Here is a 21642-nt window from a genome sequence, read left to right as displayed (position 1 = left end):
GCGTACGATGCTTGGGGCAGACACGAAATGATAGCAGCTGCCATTCCAACCTACCGAACCGTCCTAAAGGCCCATGACTGCAGTCGTCATCGAGCAAGCAGCGTGGGCAATACCGCAATACTCGGCGAAACATAGTCCCGTGGGACAGCACTTGGTCGTTGATGGCGTAACGACGGCTTTCAAATTTCCTTACAACACATCTCTGTAGATCATCCAAATCGGCAGCGGCGAGGTACGCAAGTCTGCAAATTGCTTCCGGTGATCCGCGCGTCATATCAAGCCATCTGATCCCCATGTCGCCGCAAAAATCTTGGACGCGACTCAGGCCGTTTCGCTGAGCTAACCGTGATGCGAATGACAGTGCAGTTTCACGTTCGTGGTGTCTAACTATCAGAGAGAGAGGTGACATTTTGAGCCTTCCTGTCGGATCCATTGAGAAGCCGGTTCATCGTCGCCTTGCTTGAGTTTTCTCCGCAGACCAAGAATGAATGGAGAGGCTAGAGTGCCTCGTTCCTTGATCGCGAGTGTCTGTGTCAGTTCTTGTCCTCGGCGTTTCGTAAAGGCGTCTGGCGAAAACCCAGACTCTTTGTAGCTCAGCGCACTGCATTGATTCCTGTCCATCGTCATCCTTGGTGTTGGAGTCAGGCATTTGGGCAGCCCAAAAGGGCAGGCAAACACTTGACTGCGTCTGTGAAAACGGGGATGAAGGACTAGATTGGAGGGTGTCCTAGATGCCCCGACTATGTGGAGAGCTCAGAGGCTGCAACCTTTGGGCTCTTTGCGTTTTGACCTAAATTATTCCTCCTCCGCTCCTTTATTCTCATAGCGTTCAGGCCATAGGTCACCTGGTTCGCACTGGAGATGCTTGGCTATCTCCTTTTCGACCAGGGAGCTCTTGGTTCGTCCTTGGCAGGTTGCGGTTATGTGGGATTTCGACTTCTTAAGATCACGACTGATCATCCCTAACGATACACCGCGTTCGTGAAGGCGCTCAATAATGCGCTTGTGACGGTCTATATCTAGTACCAGCAAAGTTTGAATTCCCCCAAGAAATGCCGTTCAGCTACACCCGTAGAAACTACTTGGCACAGACAAGAATCGCTAAGCAAGTCCTTTCTCTCGTCTGCGACGTATTTCCGCGATCCCGTTAAGTTAATAGTAAAAACAACAGTTTACATAGCATTGAGATCGTTGCGATAGCCATGTTTCCGGCCGACCGAATACGCTCGACTTAGGTCCTTGAAATCCATCGGTTTGTTGGCTTCTTGGCTAAAAAGGGAGGTTAGTGAAGTGCTACCGGCTGGCACAATATTTGGTAGCATTGCAAAGACTGGATCGCGGATTCCTGTCGAACAGAAAGTTCTGCCGTAGGAGGTTTCAGGCATAGCACTCGGCATCAAATGAACTGAAAGTCGTCAGAACTTTCAATTCTCAGCGCCTGCCTACCTGATCGTCACTAGCAGCAGCGTCAATCAGCGTTCCGGTCCCAGCACTAACAACGCTGTAATGGGCCAGCTGAGCGAAGGCACACGTGTCCGCAGGTTAAATGAGCGTAACGGGTGGACCCAGATTTCGTCGGAGTTGGGAACAGGATGGATGTCGTCCCGATATCTGCAACCGCAGCGAAGTCGGAACGCTAACGCAGAAAGCGTGAGGGCAAGCCTTCCGAGCCAGTGTGGTTTGCTCTGCCCGAAGATCGACCAATCGCGTTCTTTGCCGGCATCTGGACAGAGTGGACATCAGTGCAAAAGTTGAAAGACGGTGAGACAACGGACAATCTGTTTGGGTTTCTGACGACCGAGGCAAATGCGGATGTCGGCGTGATCCATCCGAAGGCGATGCCAGTGGTGCTGACTTCGGTGGACGAAGTTGAACGATGGTTACAGGCGGATGTCGATGAAGCATTGTCGTTGCAGAGACCGCTTGCCGATGGGCGCCTGCGGATTGTGGCGCGGGGAACAACTCAAGACGACTTCGGGACTTCGATCTAGGGCTCTCTATTCGGTTTCGGATTTTGCTATCACGAATTGTGATTTCAAAATCCGACACGGAGATGTACGTGACTTGACGCCCTTTTGCCGACATTGGCGAGTTTGGAGTGCACGCCTCGCTGCTTGTCGAATACGGGCATTCGCGCATGGCGTAGCAATCGTGTAGGTGGATGACTGAGTCGCGGACAAGGCGAACCTTGATATCCGAATATTTAAGCTCCGCTCCTAGCCGGATCAGTGAGGTTCCGCACGACCTCCGATTTCAGGAGCTCGTTCGCATGATCCGCTCGTTCATCTTAACCGTGCCAGCCAAATGAGGGTGTTCTTTCCTTGATTACCTTTCTCTTTCGTGCACAATTTGAGTGAGGAGGGGCCTCACCAAGCACCGACGCGATCAATGAACTCTTGAGTGAGATCGGACGCCTTATTGTCGCAGCCACCATAGTTGTGAATGCCGATTGCCGTCGCTGAGTTCGCAAGTAAAGGCGCCCCACTTTGTCCACCAAAAGTGTCAATCTGATAGAAGAAACGCCCGTCATCCTCGCGTACCATATCTCTCATTCGGTATTGAAAAATCCCGGTATCGCGATCACTCGGATAGCCACAAACAGTCGCCTCATTCGCATCTGTTGTTGTCGTGGAAAGAACGTCGGAATGGCTTACGGATGACCTGAGTTTGATGGCCCCCATATCATGGCGAACGGAGCGATTATTGATCCATTTCGCAGATGCGTAGGCACGTTCAGCCGTGTAGCGACCATAAGGCTCCAGTAAGCCGGACTTTCCGGGAACGACGATAATGCTCTGCATCCAACCACCGGAACTGTGGTCATAAACGCAATGGCCTGCCGTCATGAGTTTATTCTGATGCGTGAGAAAGCCGGTCCCGATGAAGTTGGAACCATTCGCTGCTTTCATGTAGAGTTTGCAAATTGCTTTATATGGCAGGCGTGATGTGTCGACCTGCTTGATCCGTTGATCAATACCGCAATGCGATTCAGGTGTGACTCGTTCATCCGTAAAGAACTTTGGCGTGATATTCTCAAAGTCATAGTCTTCGGTATCGTTTGACAGGTCTTGTTCTTCCAGTTGCATATTCTTATCCGGTCTTGGTTTACTTTGAGGAAATACATGCGCCCAATTTGGCGGCAAACGCCTCTAGGGGGGCTGGTGGTGTATCGTCAACGACGCGCCCGAGTTCGGCCTCGTCATCAACAGTCGGCAGGACATTGGTGAACGTTTGGAGGACCTCACCGAACCCTTCCACATCGCGCACCAAAGCGTTGCGGGTGGAGATGCGCACATCTTGCATCGCCGCATTGGCCAGATCCTGTGCGATCGGGCTATCAGCAAGATCTGAGGACGTGCTGCTGTAGATACTGGTGACACTGCCGATACAATTCAGCTGTCCGGCCCCCATAAACAGCGACTGGATTTCGGATTGCTCTAGGCCATTCTGGCCAATGGACTGTAATCCGACGCCCGCCAACGCGCGGTTTGTCAGAGCTGTGTCGGTTGCACCGCCAAGCGCCCCGATCGCGGTCGACCCCGCAGCAAGATACACACCCGTATTCACAAGATCTTGCGTCCGCGAAGCACGGATACCCGCTGTGAAATATGCAGATGACAGCTCACTCGCCAGTCGCGACGCTTCCCCAAGCAATGAATCGTCTTGCCGTTTCGGGGCGACCGACAAGTTTGTGGCCGCATCCGCCCCAATCACAAGAACCTCTTCCTGCGATAATATCTGTTCAGCGCAGCCAGCAATTGCAAGCGGTGCGAACACCATTAGAAAGAGTTTGTTTTTCATTTTCTGGCTCCGTTTGGTTCGATTGCCAAAGTTGAAGTCGTGTCAGATTGGTGCCGACGCAGGGGAGTGGCTGCGTCGGCTTTGCGTTACAAGAGACCGGCAGCGGCCATCATGCTTGGCATGTCTGTGATTTTGACGCCGTTTGGTTTGACGGTGTCCTGCGGTTTCCAGCTATGACCGCCGGGCGCCGCATTAACGAAGCTGTCCGGGCTTTTGTGGATCAATCCAATCAAGGTATCTGCGACCAACAGGCTGCCAAGCGGACCCAGACGATTGCCATCAGAGAGATGCTCGGCCTCTTTCAACACGTAAAACCAAAGCGGTGTTGCTGTCTCAAAACCGCCTTGCTTTACGGCGTCGCCTGTGTGACCGGACAGGAGATCAGCCTTACTAAGACGCGGAAGATTGATGTTGAAATCCGCAGCGAGCGCATTCAGGCATCCTTGCGCTGATGGAATGTTCAACCGATAGCCGCGGCGCAGGTTTCGTTTGGCAAGGTGGCGCATTACACCACTGTCGCCCGGGCTTTCGTTCGCCATTTTCCCCAGATCAAGGTTCAGATGCGTATCAATCTTGCGCGCGGAGCGATCCGGCATTGCTGCTGGCACTGGATGAACAAAACGATCCCAGGCAATTGGCCAGTTCGCGGGCAAACGAGGCTGATTAGCCAATCCGCCACTACCAGTGAAGAGGAACAAGAGATCGAACCTTGCGCGCTCTTCGCTGCCGTCCGGACGGCGACCGAAAATCCGGTTCCAGTCATAGGATTCGCGCGCCATGGAATGACCAAATCGGAAGGCTGAAACCGAAAATTCCAGCGGCATTGGCATCAAGTCAGGCTCGCTCGCAGGGTGGGCCTTAATGAGCGCGTCATAAAGCCTAGGGCCCTCACGTTTGACTTGTTCCAGAACGTCTGGATCGCACACTGCTGGCAGATAGGCGTTCACCACGAGCCATTGATAGATCCAGCGCGTTGTCTTTTTCGCCCATTCAAAAACAGCATCACGATCCTCAGATGGAATGCTGTCCGGCGCATTGTCCACCAGCTCATTGTGGAGCCGTTGGATAGACAGATGAAACTGCGCGACGGCTAGGTTTTCGTCATTTCGCGCGTCCCCAATGATTGCGCGCTGCACGATCGGCTTCTTGGCATCGGTATCGGCATCCACAAAGAACAGCTCGCGAATTTCTTTCGACCCTTTCCTGAGCAGCTCGATGTCGAAATCTGCGCGTTTGCTGGCATGGCCAAAGCGCAGCAGGTCACGGTTTGCGTCTTGCGCAAACGCCGCACGCTTTGGATCATTAAAATGATCGGGATTGATGTCGGGCAAGTGCGTCAGCTCATTGTCAGCTCCGCCTTCTAACTTTGCGGGATCACGATGCCAGCGGAGCCTCTTTTGCAGCATTTTGGCGATATCACCCTGTTCAGGATTGTCACCGTACACACTGTCCAAGTTCAACGATGCAAAGCGCAGATTGCCGAGACCTTTGACGACGGCATCGCGTTTGAGAGGCGTGACAACATCTACGTCGATCTTTGAAATCTCGGTTTCGCGGTCCGTATTGGCCGTAATGTCATGGTCAATGAATTGCCCCATATAGGTAAAGACCGGCGGAATTGATGAGTTTTCTTTGTCTTTCGGGTCGTGCTGGATTGTCGCCTCTGCCAGCGCGTCCAAAGCGGCGGTCATTTTTTTCCCGTCAGGATCAACGTCTGGCGCGCTGTCAAAATGATAGTGGAAATCGCCGGTCTTGGGTTTGTCCGGGTAGGTGCCATAGGAAAAACCACAGGCGGCTTCGGCAGACATGACTTTATTGTCGCCATATGCCTCCATGTCTTCGGATTTGACGGCGTGGGTGCCGTGCCCCTTCATCAAGAACATATCAATGTTTCCTCCATGTTGATGCGCAGCGAAACGCATGCCATGAAGAAATACATTCATTTTCAGATATTTACGCGTCAGTAAGGCGTCAGTTTAACGTCAAACTGTGTGGTGATCGTCAAACAGTGTTAACTGAGGCGACGTGCCAATTCACGGTTGGCAAGGCTGGATCGTTTGAGCGCCGCAGCTGGATAGGATGGGTCATCCACCATACGCAACACGCTGAAGTCGATTTCAATCTTTTGCAGTCGGTCCATGACGTCAAAAGCATCTTCCTCGCGGTCTTCATTGGCATACAGCGCGGTCAGATATCGCAGGGGTGGCCTAAAATTTGGTGCCAACGCGGATGCGCATTCTGCGAAATGGCGGGCTTCATCGAAACGACCGGTTACCGTCGCCGTCAGCGCGCATCCCATATCCCACCAGTGTTTGCATCTTGGATCGCTTGAGATGGCGCGCGCCTTCAATTGCATGGTACGGGCACGTTCAAACTGACCCGCCAACAGATTCCAGATACTTTGGCAATCCCAGGCAAACGGGTTGGCGGCATTGGCAGCAATCGCGCGGTCGGCAAGTTCGCGGGCCGCAATCATGTCATTGTCAATCAACATCGCCGCATTGGCGGCCGCCGCGAGCACCATCGAATTTCGCGGCTCCCAAACGAGCGCCTTTTGCGAGAATTCTGCGGCTTCTTCCATTGTCTCAGCCGCGGCATCATCATGAAGTTCAATGACGCGGATGACCCGCAGCATAACTCTCCATGCCAGGTAAACACCGCGCGGGTTGGTCTTGTAAGCGAGCTCAAATAACTTGTCGGCTTCGTCCTGTTGGGCAGCATCAAACGTAAACAGTTTGCCAATGGCCAATTGACAAGCGACGGTCGCATCCAGCGGGGCCTGGCCTTGCCGCCACCGATTCAAAAAGTCAAAAGCGAGGCGTTCCGCCGCCTCATTGGCCAACGCCAGCAAGATTTCATTATCGTCGAAGTCATGTGGCGTTCCCGGCTCGGATATCGGGCTGGAGTGGCTCCACATTGCATGTCCAAGCCGTCTGTCTTTCAGACGAACCTGAAGTCCATCGGCCCCGTTGAAGGGCAGGTATTCTGCGAACAATGCAATTCCTGCTGCGGATGCGTCAGACTCTGAAAAATGAATGTCGAGCGATGTACGCTCTGACAAGCCCTGGGCCACCGTGTCCAAAAACTGGACCGCAAGCGCACCACCAGCTTTCGAGGCCCCTTGCACCCGCAAAAGAACCGAAGATCTGTGTGGAGCGTCCATTTTGGTTGGCAATTCGGGCGGCTGGGTTGTTCCTGATGTACCTCTTTGTATGCGTTGTTCGACCAACCATTTTCGAAATTCCGGATCGCGAACACGGAGCCCTTCGAGAAATTCAACATCATGATCTTCTACTTTTTCACCATCAAGCACATCGATGAAAAGGTTATCCCTCGACAATTGAACGCTATTGCGGTCGGTGCGGAAGACAAGTTCAGCCGCGGGGCCAAACGATTTTCTCAATTCGCTCAAATCCTGACGAAGGCTTGCGGCGGCCTGTGCGGTGCCGCGATCGCTCCACAACCGATTTTGTAACCAGACACGCGATCTGGCGTAATCTGGTGCAACAGCGATCATGGCCAGCATTGCCTGCATTTTTGCCGATCGGGGTGTGACGTCATTACCGCTTGGGCATTCCAAACGGAAACGCCCTAACAATGTCATTCGGTACTGATCAAAATCTTTCAATCCTCACCGCCCTATTTGGAGTTCGAACGAAACTGATGGGCACAAATACAGGTGCTCTTTGCAATTAACGTCAGACTATCGTCAATAATTCTTCCCATGTCGATATTCGATTGACCCCGCGGCATGTTCCCGTGTCACTGAAGGGTAAGCATTGGGAGGAACACGGTATGAGTAGTAGCGGAAGATCAGGACGGTCGGGACGATCCGGTAGATCTGGGCGGTCAGGTCGATCAGGAAGATCAGGTCGATCCGAGTATAGCGGGATGAGCAGTGATCACGCGGGCGGTGTGACCTCCCCCGTTGTTTCTGACGCCCTTGCATCAGCGCGGGATGGGATCATTGGATATTGGAAACCTGACAACCAAGACGTTCCGTCTCCAGTCGCCGTTCTTGAGAACTTTCTAGACCTTGAATACCTTTTGCCGGAAAATCGGGCTCTGTTGTTTGACACGGCATTAATACGCGGGGTGACCGTCGCAGGAGTGTTTGCAGACGAGAAGGATGACAAGCCTGTTTGTGAGAGAAAGACGAGCGCGGCTACTTTGAAAATTGACGGGGCCGACATCCTCACGATTGAACGCCCTTCGCAAGGTGCGTTTCAAAAGCAATTGGATCATGTCCGTACCCATGCCGACCTGCGGGCAGATCGCCTGAATGAGATTCAAGTTCAGATCGATGATATCTTGTCGTTCTTTGGGGCGATTCATTATCTTGACCCTGAGTTTCGAAATTATACGCAGGAATTACTGGAGGCCGCAGTTCGGTTCTGTATTTCAGTCGAAATGCAAATCAAACATTATTGCCGCTCAGCACGGCCGGTGCATTATTCAACAAAGGTGCAGCCGCTCATTCAAACGCCGGACCATTCGACGTTTCCCAGTGGACATTCCACCGAGGCCTTTACGGTTGCGGCCCTGCTTTATCGGTTGGCCAATGGGCCGTCGGCTTCAGATGGTCTCGACGTTGGGGGAACGGATCCGGTTTTCCGGATGGCCGAACGTATTGCGGCAAATCGCGTCGTGGCGGGGGTGCATTTTCCGGTCGACAGCGCGGCTGGCGCGTTGCTGGGGCTGACACTTGCCGATCATATCGTATCATTAGGCACAGGTCAGACCACAACAAAGGTCGAAAAAGTGACGTTTCGCACCATGAAAAAAGAGGATGGTGCGGTAGCGGACGATAGACCAGACAGCATCCAAACGTTCGATCAAGAAGACAATTTCGGACTGCCTTGGTTGGGCAAAGCCCAACCAACCCAATCACCGGGTGTCAAAGAGGAAAGTTGCGAATTTCAGGAACTTTGGCAAAAGGCCAACGAAGAGTGGCGTCGCTAGAGCTTGATGATCGTTAGGTAGAATAAATGGTGGGGGCAGAAATTACCCCCGCCATTTTGCTATCTAGATGCGGGTACGGCGTGCCGTTCGACCGGGTTCTTTTTCAAATGGCGCGGTGCCAAGACCCAGCCGCAGATCAGGCGCTGAACCGGAAGACCCCTTTTCCAAAACGGCCGCTATCAGCGCGCTTTTGTCCAGCGTCGGATCTTCTGAAAGAGCATCCACAATCTGGCGCGTGACCAAAGCCGCGGCTGTCGATGTCCCTGAGAAAGCCGTCGTTGATCCGGAATACAGGCCTGCGCCAATGCGTCCGGTATGAATTCTTGTTTCTTCGCTGACGGCGGACACCTCGGGCGCGGACCGCCCGCCCAACCCGGGACCGGAGGCTGTATAAAGCGCCGCCCGTGTCAGAGTATCTTGCTCAATCGCGCCACCTACGGCAAGCACCTGATCATCGTTCGCTGTGCCATAAGACGATAGCGTGTATTCACGCTGCACCGGTTCACTGGCCTGCATTGGCGCAGTGTAATCCATGGTATCTCGATCAACCGCGCCTATATTTGGCCCATCAAAATACGATTGGCGACCATAGCGGGGGAAGCCATCTGGTGTGTCGTCGCGTTGCACATCCAGATGCACAGCAAACCCATCCTGTTCGGCATAGGCTTCGATCACCCAGGCCCCGGATGGTGCGGCCGCATCAGGGCGATCCGGTTTCGACGTTGGCGCAACAGCAATCGTGATCCGCACCCGTCCCTTCACATCCTGACGAAAAACGCGCGCTAAAGGCTTACCGTCAACGCAAAGATCCCAAACCTCATCTTCGACTTTAACTTCAATAAGTTGCGCGCCGTAGCCCGGCGGCTTAATGCTGATCACGCCACCTTCAATTGGATCAGTCCAGATTTCCACATAGCTAGGTGTTTGGTCATCCGGCTGGATGCGCCATTCGACCTGTTCTCTCTTGAAGGCTTTAGGTGAAAGAGAAGCGTGGCATTGTTCTCGAAATCCATTGCCCGATGGCAAGATGAGCCATGTCGGCGCGCCGCTTTCGTGGCGATCCCGTACGAGGCGCGCCATTTCTGCTTCGGCAAATCCAGTCCCGTCTTTTGGCCCCGCCCGCAAAGCGTAGCTGAAGTTGATGACAATTGGTGCATTGCCTGCGCCTTCCAGGAACGGTGTCACCCCGGTCATGAACATAACGGCCATCACGCTGTGTACGTCCAAACGCGCGCCTGATGTATCGCCCGTCGACAACCGGCTGAGATCAAATGTCAGGATGGGCCGCGTGCCTTTGACATCGCTGTCTATGCCATGGCCCGCCGCGATATCCGAGATGAATGTTCCGTGCGATGCACGATGTTCGCGCAACGGAACAAACCCTTTCTCAAGCAATGGATCGAAAAAGAATTTGATTAGTTCTTTCAGTATTTCGACCCCCACATCGCCTAAACCACTTGCCGCCTTTTCATCAACCTTGCGGTAAATTTCGACTTCGTCTTCGGTTCTCAGCAGGCTGTTAATAGTGTCCGGCGGAAAGATTCCGCCGATATGAATAAGCGAGAACTCTTCTTTGAGGGCTTCCAGAAACGACTCTTGTTGATGGACGAAATGGCCGATCATGCGCGTTTCGTGTTCAGACCTGCGAAACCGCTCGTTGGCAAAGCCTATTTGGTCATCAACAACCGCAGTGATGACCCGCGGATCGCCATTGCTTAGCTGCGAAGTTGTTGCTGCGCGACTAATGGCCCGGATCACGTTACGCAGTGTCACATCTGACTTTTTGGGAGCCTTCCGCTTTTTGCGCGACTTCTGCTTTTCGGGCGCCACAAATGGGTCGCAGAGAACAGCACTTGCGGGACCGACATGAACGACTTCAAAAACACCATCCACGTGATCATAGGCTCGACCGGACTGGCGCCAGACGAAAAATGACGCGAACCGCGCGTTTGTTGCGTCCAAGGTCTGGGCCAGGAAGAAAACCGAAATCATGTCGATTGCCAGCTTCTCATCGCCCGGCAAGTTGCTTTGACCAGGGGTCAAAGCCATTATGACCCTGGCGGCCGCACGACAATAGGGGTGCGGACTGCGACTGTTTGCGACAAGCCGAATGTATACAGGATACCATTCATCTTTCTTTTTGGTCGTAACGACCTCCGGATTGCGCGTTTCGCGGTCCCAGTCCGCATACGGGTTCGCGTACGCTCTATTCTCACCAAAAAAAATGCCCGACGATTTTCCCCAAGTCATAGTGTTCTCTCCCTTTGCACACCAAGACTAGCATCGAAAATCGCAATCGGAACAAAACGAATTCAGATTGACGGTTAATTGACGAAACATTTGGAAAGCTCATCAGCTAAGCGGCCCTGAATGACCCTATCCGAAATGTTGCTTACGCAATCTGCGAAGACAAACTTCTCTTAAATAACTGGGATAGAGCGCAATCACGATAGCACCTAGATCTGAGTATCATTAACCGAGGGACATCTGGGCCACCAACCAAACCTGATTGAGTTAACTAAACCAATGGTGGCGGGGAGTTAGCCCTAGGGTCACACGACCACAACCAAGATGATTTCATGTGCGATTTCAAATCGGACGTTCGTGGGCCCCGCAGCATCCGTGACAATGGGCTCTTTGCCGCCATTCTCCGCAAGCATCCTCAAGGTCGGCTTGTATCAGTGATCGCGCTCATCTTGGCTGTAGATTCTGGAACGCGAATTGTGTGCTCTCATCAACCTTTGAGGGCGCTTTTGCCAAGTGCGGTTGCCGGGAATGACGGATGGTCATTCATCTGCCTTTTGCTTCTTCAGCCAGTCAAGCATCTCACCGACCCAAGCGGCGTCTTTGCTTCGCAACAGGACAGCGACCAGCAGCTGAACGTTGGGCGGTACCTCGGCATCATCAGTGCCATTCGCCAAGACAAGTTCAAATCCACCAACAGCGGTTGCAACCAGCGCTGTCGCATCGGCGGGAAGTGTGGTTTCGCCATTCGCAGATTTATCGGTCATTGGATTTATCCTTTGATTTATTTCCGCATGATCTCAGGCCAAGATTTCTTGTTGAACCAGCGTTTGCCATCCTTTGGCGCACCCCACGGATTGCCGAATGCCTTGTCCGCCGGCGGTTCTTCCGTGGTCAAATCGCGGGCATTCAAAGCCCGTCGAGCGCGCTTGTGCGCGGCCTTCTTGAAGGGTTTGTCGCTGTCTTTCATGGTCATCCCGCAGATCGGTGTTTTGCGATAGGAACGAGACATTTTAGAACTCCTTTGTTATCAGGCGGTTGTTGTGATCCACGGGCATCTGCATGAGTAAGGGTTTGCCATAGCGTGTGATCGGGATCGGCCGCTCTCCAGCGCGTGCCAGCAGCTCCATTGTCTTGCGTCGAACGCTGCTGATGCTGACAGTTGGCATGTCATCAATGATCTCAGAGCTCCTTCACCTTGTGCTCGACATCGGCCCAGTGTTTGTTCACGGGCAGTGTCTTCGCACGGCGCGCAATGTCCTCGAACCGCACGGGCATGTAGTCCCAAACATCGACACCGGCGTTGACGCTGTTCCGCGAGCCGCGCCAGTTGTTGTGGACATGGCCGAAGATCTGGAGTGCATCCCGGCGGGCGTGGTTCCAGGTAATCATCGGGTAATGGCAGAGCGTGTGTGCCTGGTTTTGCGGTCCGTCCCGGACCTCGGCCAGATGGGTGACGCTCGTCCAGGGTAGTGCTTGTGTCGGTTCCAGATCATGGTTGCCGACGATGAGGTGTTTTTCTGCGCCGGGCAGCTTGTCGAAGAGCTTGCTGAGCCACTCCGTGTCCTTGGCTTTTGGCCCGTGGGCGAAGTCGCCAATGATCCACAGCGCATCCTTTGGCCCAACCATGGCCCAGAGTTTCTGCATCAAAACCGCGTCCATATGGTTGGCCGAGCGGAAGGGGCGCTTGCAGAACTTGATGACATTTTCATGCCCGAAATGCGGGTCTGCGGTGTACCAGTTGGTCATGTCGTCTCTCCGTCGTCTGTCGTCGGCGGAGCGGCAATCTGGCGATGCGGAGATGGGAGTCATCAAAGGCGAACAGCGCGATGCCGCCCGCCATATGTGCGAGCGCTAGGTTTGGGTGATATGTTTGCGCTTGATGTTCATGCGGGTGCTATAGCGGCTCCCATGTTGTTTGGCTATCCACGATTATAGGTCCATGTCCGAGGCTTCGACCTCCTCGCCGGTCAGAGACTCGACGATCTGGCGATCCAGTTCCGCCATGTGCTGACGGCCGAGTTCATAGTCTTCCAAGGAGAAGCCGATGACGGTGCTGCCGGGTTCGCCACGATAGCGGACGGTGAAGGTCGCAATGCACCCCGTCTTGATGTCCTCGTCACGTGGATAGGCGAAGCGGTATTCGATGTTGTTGCGGTAGTGTTGGGCGTTTCCGCACAGCTCGTATTCTGAACGGCGAACGCTGCCCGAGGCGAAGGTTTCTTCGTGGACCAAAGGAGGCAGGGCGTCCAGATCGGCAATGAACCCGTCTTCGCCCCAGGCATAGGTCAGCGTCATCTCACGACCGTTGATCTCGACTCGGGATGGCGGACCATAGGTCTCCTCGATCTGGGCCTTGAGTTCCAGCGGTTCTGGTAACTGGTCGCTCGGTTGGCGGACTGACCGATGGATCGCCATCGGGCGCTGTTCCATCACATCCGACGACAGCATCGCTGTCACCTGATCCTGATCCGCTTTTGCAAGCCGCCCGTTGATGCCGACATCACCGATCCGGATGAACTTCTGATAGGTGAATTCAAAGACATTGCCATCAGGCGACTGCACACGGAGAACTTCACTCTCGCTTGTTGGAGCAGTGTCGGTGCGCTCGGCGTAGACAGCGAGAACATCCTCCAGCGAGTCTCCTGGTTGCAGGCCGAGGATTTCATACGGGTAAGGTCGCGCTTCTGGCGCCGGCATCGGCGTCAAAACGTCTTCTGCGGTGGCTGGCTTAGCCAGTGAGGTCAAAGCCAAGCAAAGAACAAACGATGTGGGAGACCGGCGATTGCAGCAGTCTCTGTTCGCGAAATAGGTGATCTTGTACATCGGATCGGGCCTTTCAACAAAACCAGAACGGATATCATTATATCACCCCCATTTTGGGGGTAAACCCATAACAGGAGTAGCCGTTTCGCTGAATTGCAAGCGAGACGTCCATTGGCAGGAACCGTTCATACCGAGGCTTACAAGAAGATGCTCAACGCGCTGGTGGAAGCGCGTCGCGATGCTGGCTTGTCTCAGGCCCAGCTTGCGCAACGTATTGGGAAGCCCGCATCGTTTGTTGGAAAATACGAGCTCGGCGAACGGCGGGTCGATGTTATTGAACTGCTGGTTGTGCTGAAGGCGATTGATGCCGATAGCCAGAAGCTGATCAGAAAGTTACAGGTAAACCTTCCTGATACGCTCTGAATCTGCAGACCTGCGCTTGATCCATCGTTACCGCAGAGAATACATGCTGTCGCAATTGACATTGCTCTGCCAAACGAATGATGCGCGACCGGGGTGCTGCCTTTCGACTAATGATCAATCAAGATGCCGAAGCTTCTGTTTCGGCCTAAAGGATTTGGTGCGTCATAGGAAGAATTTGACAAAGACGGCCGTTACCAAGCAGAAGGCTGCACCTTGAAAGAACGGTATGAGTGGTCCTCCAACTCTACTTTTGCGTATTTCATCAAATTGGGCTGCGATCTCCGTACGCATTTTTGCATCAGCAACTGCTTGGTCTTGAGGCGTCATGGGAGTGCTCCTCCGTTAGCTGCGGCATCAGGTGGGTTGGTCTGTGAGGTCCATCATGTAGCCATTCGATATCCCTGACCAGAGCAAAGAACTCCAAAACCGGAGGTTGGCAGCCCAGACCTTTCCAGTCATGTTTTCAATTATGGCGTTTGGCGTTTTCATTCACCGGACTGACTCGATTTACGACGACGTGCCGTCGGAGCGATATCAGTTTCCAGAGCAATACCTGACCCGCGTTCAACAATGTGAGGGTGACTGGATTGTATATCTCGAACCCAGCAAGGTCAGAAGCACCAAGGGCTACTTCGCCGTTGCAAAAGTGCAGGAGGTTATTCCTGATCCGAGGGGAGCAGACATGCACTTGGCAGTAATTGAACCGGGCACATATCTCGACTTTGGCGATCCAGTGCCGTTTCGCTATGAGCACGAGGTTGTCGAACAAGGTTTGCTCAATGATTTCGGTAAAATCTCCGGACGGGCTCAAGCGGCAGTCCGGCCGCTGTCGCCAACTGATTTCGCCCGGATCGTGGAGCTAGGCCTCGGAACAGATCACGATATCCTTCCTCGGCTTGGTCTGGCCAATGAAACTCGCGGGTTCAGAGAAGATCAAATGCCCTTCCAATTCCCGACCGCGAGAGAACGCATCAATCAGCTAACCAACAGGGCGGTGCGCGACCGCAACTTCCGCAAAGCCGTCCTCCGTGCTTATGGCGAACGCTGCGCGATCACCGGTCTGCGTCTGATCAACGGCGGCGGACGCGCTGAGGTGGAAGCTGCACACATTAGGCCAGTTGAACGTGATGGTCCCGACATTGTCAGCAATGGGATGGCGCTGTCGGGTACAGCACACTGGATGTTCGACCGGGGGGTGGTTGGACTCTCTGACGACTTGTCGGTTTTGGTATCGAGACAGACCAACGATCCGGATGCGGTGAAATCGATGATCAATGCATCGGGAAAGCTTTTGGCGCCGGAACGGGCGGCGGAACGACCACGAGCAGAGTTTGTGTCGTGGCATAGAGAGCACTGCTTCAAGCACTAGCAGTGAACCACGCCAAATCTGAGCTACGAGCGGCAGCCCTTAGACTTAGACCCGAAAGAAACTATTGAAATATATTTGTTGCGCAGTTCGGCCTGCATTCGGCAGAAATAACGTTCTAGTTGCACACATCCTAAGATTTGTATTCCATCTTGCCAAATGATTGACTCAAAAACCCCATCTTCATTGCCCGAGAAGCATCGCGCTTTTTTGAAGCGGTGTTTGTCGGTTGATTTAGAAGTCAACCCAAAGACGGCGCGGGTCTTTGCGTTCGCAGCGGTTCCATTCGACCAAAGCCCATCAATTGTCTCGAAAGATGGACTGATTGAAGCAGGGTTTGATCGCTTGGAACAGGCGCTTGATGGCATTGAACATCCGATTGGCCACAACTTCCTGCAACATGATATGGCGCATCTTTTGGCGCGACGACCACGCCTGGCGCGGACAATGCAGGCACCCATTGATACACTTTGGCTGAACCCGCTCGCCTTTCCGCGCAATCCATATCACCACTTGGTCAAACACTACCATGACGGGCGATTGCAGGCAGGTCACCTGAATGATCCAGAGCTCGATGCAAAGCTGGTCTTTCAGGTTTTAGCGAACCAGTTGGAGGCCTTCGATCAGCTCAACCGAGATACTCCCGATGCAATGTTGGCTTATCACTGGCTCACAACGCGTGGGGATCTATCGCCCGGATTTGATGCCGTGTTCGGTCACATAAGAGGAACGGAGAGGCCAACGCAGCCGGAAGCGCTTGCGGCAATTGGCCGCCTGGTCAACAACAAGGTTTGCGAAAAACGCCTTGAACAGGTTTTCGGTCGCTTGGATGACGCAAACATAGGTTGGCCGATGGCCTATGCGTTGTCTTGGATTTCCGTCGCAGGTGGCGACTCCGTTATGCCGCCGTGGGTTCGCGCCCAATTTAGGGAGGCGTCTCTCATCGTACGGCATCTCCGCGATACCTCTTGCAAGGATCCGAGCTGCAAGTGGTGCGCTGAGCAAAATGATCCGGTTGCAGCACTCCAAAGGTGGTTTGGTTTCGAAGCATTCAGACCAAAACCACAAGATCCCAGCGGGCAATCGCTGCAAGAACGCATCGTCGATGAGGCCATGGGCGGGAACAGTGTTTTGGGTATCCTGCCAACAGGCACAGGTAAATCCGTTTGCTATCAGATCCCAGCGCTAACTAAATTTGACAAGACAGGTGCCCTGTCCGTGGTGATATCACCCCTTGTGGCGCTCATGTCTGACCAGGTTCAAGGCATGGAGCGCGCCGGCATCTCGTCGTCGGTGACGATCAATGGCATGATGTCCATGCCGGAACGTCAGGACGCGCTGGAGAAAGTCCGTATGGGCGATGCATCCATCCTGATTATCTCCCCGGAGCAACTCCGGAGCACCTCGATACGCACCACGCTAAAGCAACGAGAAATCGGCCTGTGGGTTCTTGATGAAGCCCATTGCGTCTCAAAATGGGGACATGATTTCAGGCCCGACTACCGCTATGTCTCGCGTTTCATAAAAGAATTCTCTGGCAATGCGCCTGCACCCATCCTTTGCTTGACCGCCACGGCGAAGCCTGAGGTCGTGCGCGATATCTCGGAGCATTTCAAAAGCCGCGTGGGTGCTGATCTGGCTTTATTGGATGGCGGGGCGGCACGCCACAACCTTGCATTTGATGTACGCCCAACACGAAGAGAGACAAAGCTGGGTGACATCTATGATGTGATTGCAGAGATGCTGCCGCAGGATGGGCGATCAGGCGCTGTCGTTTATTGTTCCAGCCGGAAATCGACGGAACGTGTCGCCGCGTTCCTGGCGCATCAGGGGATGGCAGCGGCGCATTTCCATGCTGGGCTAAGCCCCGATGAAAAGAAAGATATCCAAGAGAAATTTCGTGTGGGCGATCTGCGCGTTATCGCAGCCACAAATGCGTTTGGCATGGGGATCGATAAACCTGATATTCGACTTGTGGTCCATTGCGATATTCCTGGATCGCTCGAGAACTACCTGCAGGAGGCTGGGCGCGCCGGGCGCGACCGAGAGGATGCAAATTGCGTTCTTCTTTACGCGGTCGATGACGTGGAGCGGCAATTTCAACTGTCGGCCCGGTCGCGACTTGCACGCCATGAGATCGCTGCAATCCTGAAGGCGATCCGGCGCATTGATGAACACACAGGAAAGACCGGCAAAGTCGTGGCGACCTCTGGGGAAATCGTCCAGGAAGAAAAGGACAGGGATTTCCAGCGGGACAGCACAACTGATGACACGCGGGTCAAAACGGCGGTGTCTTGGCTAGAAGAGGCGAGGCTGCTTTCACGGGAAGAAAACCGCGTCCAAGTTTATCCGTCATCGCTCACGGTCAGCACGGTTGCTGAGGCAAAGCGGAAGCTGAATGGGTCTCAGGTCACAGAGACCAGACGCAAGGCTTTATTGGCTATTGTCCAACATTTGATCGATGCGCCCGCTGACGAAGGTATTTCCACCGATCAACTTTGTGGGGTCAGCGGCCTATGGCCCAAAGACCTGAACAAGGCGATGGCAGACTTGGAAACCTTCGGGATCGCCCGCAACGACATGGCCGTCACGATATTTGTACACGTCGGCGTTGAAGGGCATTCCTCTGCACGTTTTGCCGCTGCCGCGGAGCTCGAAAAGAGCTTGATCGGTGCCATGCGTGAAGCTGCGCCCGATACGGGGCAGTCCGATGTTGTTTCACTGCACTTACCCGAGATGTGCCAGCACCTCCGCGACAAAGATCATAAAGGCGCACGTCCGGATGTCGTAGAGCGGCTGCTGCGCGGCATTGCACGAGATGGCAGAGAGCAAGACGGCGGGCTTGGCAATCTGAGCATTAGAAAGGCCTCGCGCAATGCGCTATCGGTTACACTCAATCGGTCGTGGGGCATCATTGACCAAACGGCTGAAGTTCGCAGGAAAGCCGCTGTACGCCTGCTTGAGTTTTTGACGGGTCTGGTGCCCGGCGGTACGCGCGGTAAGGACCTTCAGGTCGAAACAACAGTGGGTGATCTTCTCCAAATCATCACCGGTGATATCGAACTCAAAACATTCGGCATCCGCGACACGACGAAGCTGCTTGAGCGCGCGTTGTTATGGCTGCATGAGCAAAGCATCGTCACGCTTGGCAAGGGGCTGACTGTTTTCCGGCCAGCAATGACTGTTTACCTCAACCGCGAGACAGCCCGGTTCACGCAGGCGCATTTTGCGCCGCTCGAAGAGCATTATGCGGAACAGACAATGCAGACGCATGTCATGGCGGCTTATGCTGAACGTGGCTTGGTCGAAATAGATGAAGCGCAGAAATTGTCGGCGGATTATTTCGCCAGTGACAATGATGCGTTTCTAGATCGCTGGATGCCGGGCAAATCCCGCGACATTAAGCGACAGACCACAAGCGCCTCTTGGAAGGCGATTGTTGAGGTGCTGGGAAATCCGGCGCAGCAAAAGATTGTCACTGACGAACGTGAGCAAACAAACGTTCTCGTGCTGGCCGGGCCGGGCTCTGGCAAGACGCGGGTGCTTGTCCACCGGATCGCATACTTGCTGCGGATCAAGCGTGAAGAAGCGCGGGGAATACTGGTCCTGACTTACAACCGTCATGCGGCAACGGAAGTGAAGGCACGCTTGCGCAATCTGGTGGGTGATGATGCGAACGGGGTGACAATCTCGACCTGCCACGCCTTGGCCATGCGTTTGGTCGGGGCCAGCTTTGCGGGCCAACGATCCGATGACCATGACTTTGATGCTGTGATCTTGGAGGCGATCGACCAGCTAAAAGGGGAAGGCCTGAGTGCAAGCGATGCAGAGGCGCAGCGGGATGCGCTGATCCAAGGCTACCGCTGGATTCTTGTCGATGAGTACCAGGATATCGGACCACATGAATACGAGTTGATTTCAGCCGTCGCTGGGCGTTCGCTTGTCGATCCCGATCTCAAGTTGAGCCTGTTTGCCGTTGGCGATGACGATCAAAATATCTACGCCTTCAAAGGCGCGTCGATCAAGTACATCCGCAAGTTCGATGAAGACTACAGCGCGCGCCCCGCATTCCTGACCGAGAACTATCGATCAACCCAGACTATCATCACCGCGGCGAATGCCGTGATCCGGCCCGGCAAGGATCGCATGAAGGCTGAGCATGACATCATCGTCAACCGCGGCAGACTGTCTGAGGAGGCCGGTGGTAAAATGGCTCAGCATGATGCCGTGGCGCAGGGTCGGGTCCAGCTTCTGGATTGTGCTGAGGGGTTAATACCTCACGCCATCGCGGCGGTTGATGAATTGATCCGAATATCAAAGCTAGATCCTGATTTTCGATGGGATCGGACCGCAATCATAGCGCGTGAATGGAAACGGCTGGGCCCCGTCCGTTCCTACGCTGAAAAGCTGGACATACCGGTTGAGTTGGCAAACGAGGCCTTGCCCAGCATTTGGCGTCTGCGGGAAATGCAAACTCTCATTTCGGATATGCGGCAGGATCCGGGGATGCTGCTGTCGGTTGAAGCGATCATTGCGTTGTTGAACAGGCAGCCCAAAAACCGATGGATCGACATCATCGCCGAAGGCATCGCGGCGCTCGCGCGCGAGCTTGGCAAGGGTGCGATGCCGGCCCTGGATGTGATTGAGTGGTTGGCTGAGTGGTCACGCGACACGCGCGGGGACCAACGTGGTTTGCTCTTGCTCAGCGCCCATCGTGCGAAGGGACTGGAATTTGATCATGTCGCCATTCTGGATGGTGGCTGGCAAGCGAAGTCAGACAATGAAGACGCGGATGCGCCCAGGCGTCTTTTCTATGTGGCCATGACCCGTGCACAAAAGACCTTGGCCCTGACGACCACAGGCCAACACCTCTTCCTACAGCCGGAAGGTGATAGTGTCATCCGGCGGCCAATAGAAGCTGACATGCGCACAGAATTACCGACCGTCAAGCATTACCAGTTGCCGGACACAGCGTCGGTAGATCTGTCCTTTGCGGGACGTCTCGGCCAACACCACCCTGTAAACCGTGCCGTCGCTGCCGCAAAGGTGGGGGATGAAATCCGATTGATCCATCGTGATGGTCGATGGATGTTGGAAGACCTGGAAGGTCGACCACTGGGTCGCATGGCCAAAGCCTGGCAACCCCCAGCAGAGCATGTCTTTGTGTCGGGACACGTCGGCGCGATCATTCACTGGAGCAAGGCGGACAACGACAAAGACTTCGTTCAATATCTCAAACAAGACAACTGGGAAACGGTGCTGGCCGAAATGACCTTTGAATTGGAGGGTTCCTCGAACAGTAATTCTGCAACGGCCAGCGTAATCAACGCAGTCCAAATCGTCACTGAAAGAAGTGTTTCCAACGATGAGAGCGTTGATACAACAAAAGCCGAAACACTGGAAACAAGCGATGCGGACGATACCCAATTGGATGTTTTGAGAGGAATCCTTGTGGATGCTGTTGCCCAAACAAGGACATGGGGTGAGCTTTCAGAACGGTTAATTCACCATCAGATCAAACTTGCACCAAAAGGTGGCGGCTTGGTGGTGAGTAATTCAGACAGCGGTAAAGAACTCTGTAAACTATCAGCGCTGAAGTTCAGCTATATCAATCTGATCCGTCACTACGGTGAGGGCTTCCCCAACCACACCGCGACATGGCTTGTCGAGCGTGCATTGAGCGATGAATACGTGCCGAAGGGCCCCAGGCGGTCGAAAAGGAAAAAGAGCTCTAGAAAGCAGTCGAGTGGGGACGATTTCGATCTGGTCGAAGACTAAGAGTGCGAGAAGATGTGTGTTTCAGCAATGCGCGAAGAAGTCTTGAACAGCCGTACTATTGCACTTGCTGAGATTGATGCCCAACTTGCGCAGTTGAACGCATAATACCTGATCGACAAACCCCAATGCTGACCTTGATCGACAGAGGTTATCCACTCATACCTCTACTATGAGGCTTGCATCCATGCGCCACAAGCCAAAGATGTGTGGAGACTTTAATTGACTCACATACAGCTGAAGCCGAGAAACGGCAGGTAGTTGGGTGGCATCGGCCGCCGACGAAGGTACATGTTTTGTGGTCC

Annotated in this window: 15 protein-coding genes and 2 pseudogenes; 6 read left to right on the top strand and 11 right to left on the bottom strand. The window is 54.0% G+C overall.

The genetic code is table 11. From position 1 onward, the window contains the following. Positions 1–7: 7 nt before the first annotated feature. Both V8J85_RS20110 and V8J85_RS20105 read right to left on the bottom strand, forming a co-directional pair. Positions 8–409, bottom strand: a pseudogene (locus tag V8J85_RS20110) (TniQ family protein); the annotation flags it as partial. Positions 410–795: 386 nt separating this feature from the next. Beyond that, on the bottom strand, positions 796–1032 hold the full coding sequence (locus V8J85_RS20105) for a helix-turn-helix domain-containing protein (RefSeq protein WP_445285922.1): 237 nt from the start codon (positions 1030–1032) through the stop codon (positions 796–798). 414 nt (positions 1033–1446) lie between these two features. Between V8J85_RS20105 and V8J85_RS20100 the strand changes: the two genes are divergently transcribed. Both V8J85_RS20100 and V8J85_RS18065 read left to right on the top strand, forming a co-directional pair. Further along, a complete protein-coding gene (locus V8J85_RS20100) occupies positions 1447–1755 on the top strand; it encodes an SH3 domain-containing protein (RefSeq protein ID WP_445285927.1) in 309 nt (102 codons plus the stop codon). Further along, a pseudogene (locus tag V8J85_RS18065) lies at positions 1665–1991 on the top strand (SOS response-associated peptidase family protein); the annotation flags it as partial. The gene V8J85_RS20100 and the pseudogene V8J85_RS18065, both read left to right, overlap by 91 nt. A 375-nt stretch (positions 1992–2366) precedes the next feature. Here the strand turns inward: V8J85_RS18065 and V8J85_RS18060 are convergent. From V8J85_RS18060 to V8J85_RS18045, 4 genes are all read right to left on the bottom strand, one after another. Beyond that, on the bottom strand, positions 2367–3086 hold the full coding sequence (locus V8J85_RS18060) for a trypsin-like serine peptidase (protein WP_339955172.1): 720 nt from the start codon (positions 3084–3086) through the stop codon (positions 2367–2369). A gap of 19 nt (positions 3087–3105) precedes the next feature. Next, positions 3106–3801 (bottom strand): hypothetical protein, encoded by a 696-nt coding sequence (locus V8J85_RS18055; RefSeq protein ID WP_339955171.1) that lies wholly within the window; start codon positions 3799–3801, stop codon positions 3106–3108. Between the two features lie 86 nt (positions 3802–3887). Continuing rightward, positions 3888–5723 carry a peroxidase family protein gene (locus V8J85_RS18050; protein ID WP_339955170.1) on the bottom strand — a complete coding sequence of 612 codons (1836 nt, stop codon included), beginning with the start codon at positions 5721–5723 and terminating at the stop codon, positions 3888–3890. 89 nt (positions 5724–5812) lie between these two features. After that, a complete protein-coding gene (locus tag V8J85_RS18045; protein WP_339955169.1) occupies positions 5813–7429 on the bottom strand; it encodes an AfsR/SARP family transcriptional regulator in 1617 nt (538 codons plus the stop codon). 263 nt (positions 7430–7692) lie between these two features. On the opposite strand from V8J85_RS18045, the gene V8J85_RS18040 reads away from it, so the two are divergent. Beyond that, positions 7693–8763 carry a phosphatase PAP2 family protein gene (locus V8J85_RS18040; RefSeq protein ID WP_339955168.1) on the top strand — a complete coding sequence of 357 codons (1071 nt, stop codon included), beginning with the start codon at positions 7693–7695 and terminating at the stop codon, positions 8761–8763. Positions 8764–8826: 63 nt separating this feature from the next. Here V8J85_RS18040 and V8J85_RS18035 read toward each other — a convergent pair whose 3' ends face one another. The 5 genes from V8J85_RS18035 to V8J85_RS18015 all read right to left on the bottom strand — a co-directional run bounded on the left by V8J85_RS18035 (position 8827) and on the right by V8J85_RS18015 (position 13833). Then, complete coding sequence (locus V8J85_RS18035; protein ID WP_339955167.1) at positions 8827–11013, bottom strand: S8 family serine peptidase; 2187 nt, start codon at positions 11011–11013, stop codon at positions 8827–8829. Between the two features lie 536 nt (positions 11014–11549). Further along, positions 11550–11774, bottom strand: coding sequence for a hypothetical protein (locus V8J85_RS18030; RefSeq protein ID WP_339955166.1), 225 nt, complete (start codon positions 11772–11774; stop codon positions 11550–11552). A gap of 17 nt (positions 11775–11791) precedes the next feature. Beyond that, positions 11792–12019 (bottom strand): hypothetical protein, encoded by a 228-nt coding sequence (locus V8J85_RS18025; RefSeq protein ID WP_339955165.1) that lies wholly within the window; start codon positions 12017–12019, stop codon positions 11792–11794. 170 nt (positions 12020–12189) lie between these two features. Continuing rightward, positions 12190–12756, bottom strand: a complete 567-nt coding sequence (locus tag V8J85_RS18020; RefSeq protein ID WP_339955164.1) for a metallophosphoesterase — start codon at positions 12754–12756, stop codon at positions 12190–12192. Between the two features lie 183 nt (positions 12757–12939). Next, complete coding sequence (locus V8J85_RS18015; RefSeq protein ID WP_339955163.1) at positions 12940–13833, bottom strand: hypothetical protein; 894 nt, start codon at positions 13831–13833, stop codon at positions 12940–12942. Positions 13834–13944: 111 nt separating this feature from the next. Between V8J85_RS18015 and V8J85_RS18010 the strand changes: the two genes are divergently transcribed. The 3 genes from V8J85_RS18010 to V8J85_RS18000 all read left to right on the top strand — a co-directional run bounded on the left by V8J85_RS18010 (position 13945) and on the right by V8J85_RS18000 (position 21340). Beyond that, a complete protein-coding gene (locus tag V8J85_RS18010) occupies positions 13945–14196 on the top strand; it encodes a helix-turn-helix domain-containing protein (RefSeq protein ID WP_339955162.1) in 252 nt (83 codons plus the stop codon). A gap of 457 nt (positions 14197–14653) precedes the next feature. Beyond that, positions 14654–15565, top strand: a complete 912-nt coding sequence (locus V8J85_RS18005; RefSeq protein ID WP_339955161.1) for an HNH endonuclease — start codon at positions 14654–14656, stop codon at positions 15563–15565. Between the two features lie 156 nt (positions 15566–15721). Next, on the top strand, positions 15722–21340 hold the full coding sequence (locus V8J85_RS18000) for a RecQ family ATP-dependent DNA helicase (RefSeq protein ID WP_339955160.1): 5619 nt from the start codon (positions 15722–15724) through the stop codon (positions 21338–21340). The last annotated feature ends 302 nt before the right edge of the window (positions 21341–21642 follow it).

Origin of the sequence: Yoonia sp. 2307UL14-13 (genome assembly GCF_037572755.1) — a bacterium.
Lineage (GTDB): Bacteria > Pseudomonadota > Alphaproteobacteria > Rhodobacterales > Rhodobacteraceae > Yoonia.
This window is presented reverse-complemented; position numbering and strand designations above follow the sequence as displayed.

What these genes read in the sequence shown, in the direction of transcription:
- V8J85_RS18060 (WP_339955172.1), bottom strand. Translation starts at nt 3,086, where the DNA reads ATGCAACTGGAAGAACAAGACCTGTCAAACGATACCGAAGACTATGAC.
- V8J85_RS18055 (WP_339955171.1), bottom strand. Translation starts at nt 3,801, where the DNA reads ATGAAAAACAAACTCTTTCTAATGGTGTTCGCACCGCTTGCAATTGCT.
- V8J85_RS18050 (WP_339955170.1), bottom strand. Translation starts at nt 5,723, where the DNA reads ATGCGTTTCGCTGCGCATCAACATGGAGGAAACATTGATATGTTCTTG.
- V8J85_RS18040 (WP_339955168.1), top strand. Translation starts at nt 7,693, where the DNA reads ATGAGCAGTGATCACGCGGGCGGTGTGACCTCCCCCGTTGTTTCTGAC.
- V8J85_RS18035 (WP_339955167.1), bottom strand. Translation starts at nt 11,013, where the DNA reads ATGACTTGGGGAAAATCGTCGGGCATTTTTTTTGGTGAGAATAGAGCG.
- V8J85_RS18030 (WP_339955166.1), bottom strand. Translation starts at nt 11,774, where the DNA reads ATGACCGATAAATCTGCGAATGGCGAAACCACACTTCCCGCCGATGCG.
- V8J85_RS18025 (WP_339955165.1), bottom strand. Translation starts at nt 12,019, where the DNA reads ATGTCTCGTTCCTATCGCAAAACACCGATCTGCGGGATGACCATGAAA.
- V8J85_RS18020 (WP_339955164.1), bottom strand. Translation starts at nt 12,756, where the DNA reads ATGACCAACTGGTACACCGCAGACCCGCATTTCGGGCATGAAAATGTC.
- V8J85_RS18015 (WP_339955163.1), bottom strand. Translation starts at nt 13,833, where the DNA reads ATGTACAAGATCACCTATTTCGCGAACAGAGACTGCTGCAATCGCCGG.
- V8J85_RS18005 (WP_339955161.1), top strand. Translation starts at nt 14,654, where the DNA reads ATGTTTTCAATTATGGCGTTTGGCGTTTTCATTCACCGGACTGACTCG.
- V8J85_RS18000 (WP_339955160.1), top strand. Translation starts at nt 15,722, where the DNA reads ATGATTGACTCAAAAACCCCATCTTCATTGCCCGAGAAGCATCGCGCT.